This is a genomic window from Corynebacterium sp. c3Ub_189 (assembly GCF_039907195.1).
Classification (GTDB): Bacteria; Actinomycetota; Actinomycetes; order Mycobacteriales; family Mycobacteriaceae; genus Corynebacterium.
In genome coordinates, this window is sequence record NZ_JASBOF010000052.1 from 1 (window position 1) to 1,198 (window position 1,198).

Sequence of the window (1,198 nt, forward strand, 5' to 3'; positions counted from 1 at the left end):
CTTTAAAGCCTTCGTCTCTTATGTCACCTCCACAGCGACGTTGTCTGAACTCGCCGGGCAACAAAGGGTGAGTCGTTGGACACTTGATCGCCGATTCGAACCGTTTTGGCTCATCGACGTCCCCAACGACGGTGCCCCGCAGCGCGTCTACGATCAGATCTTCATCGACGGCACCTACACAGCGGCTGGCTGCCTACTTGTGGCAGCCAGCCGCGACCACGTCATTGCGTGGCACTGGACCAAACACGAAACCGCCCACGCATACACGCAGCTACTTCGCAAAATCGCCGAGCCACTCTGCGTCGTCCTCGACGGCGGACAAGGCGCACTCACCGCGATTAAAGCCTGCTGGCCAAACGTGATGATTCAGCGTTGTCTCGTCCACGCACAACGCGTCATCCGCCGCTACACCACCTCACGGCCGCGCACCGACGCTGGCAAAACCATCTACGCACTGGCGCTGAAACTAACCCGTGTCACCACGCTCGACCAGGCACGGGAGTGGACGCTACGCCTGCACGACTTCGGTCAGGTATTCAAAGCATTCCTCAACGAGAAAACACCCGTGCCAAAAGAACGCCGAACACCCAATAACCAGTGGGAATGGACTCATCTACGGGTACGCAAAGCCTACAACTCACTGCTGCACCTCTCGCGCAACAATTGGCTGTTTACCTACCTTAAGCCACCACCGAATGCGCTTGATCCTAACCGCTGGGCTTCAACGACAAACAGTCTTGAAGGCGGCATAAACGCCCAGCTCAAACGCATCGCCGATGCGCACCGAGGCAGGTCTGGGGAACGTCAACGAAAAATGCTTGAGTGGTACCTCCACACCAAAAAGCAACTGCCTGACGATCCGCTAAATATCGCCAGGCAGTGCAATTATGGCCAAGATCAACTCGCCAAAGTCAACGATCTTGCCGAAGAAGACCACAACAAAGCCGACCAAGAAACAGGCCGACCAGCCTTCTACGACAACGCTATCCCAACCGAGTACGAACACTCGATAGGAATCAGAAAAGGCCCCATGAAGTAACTAACCGTGTACCCGCCCCGCAACACGCCGAACGGACACACATTCTGCTACTTAACCCCCGAGCCAGACACACATTTTGACCCTTAACCCGGAACTTAGGTGAGGCGGGCTAAGATACAAGAAAAGCCGCCCGAAGGCGGCTGGTTTTGTGCGCCCGGA

Annotated in this window: 1 protein-coding gene; it reads left to right on the forward strand. The window is 56.3% G+C overall.

Annotated features, from left to right (window positions below; translation table 11 throughout):
• On the forward strand, nucleotides 1-1,039 hold a 1,039-nt coding region (locus QKD99_RS11460; RefSeq protein ID WP_347951482.1), incomplete at its 5' end, for an IS1249 family transposase.
• Nucleotides 1,040-1,198 lie beyond the last annotated feature (159 nt).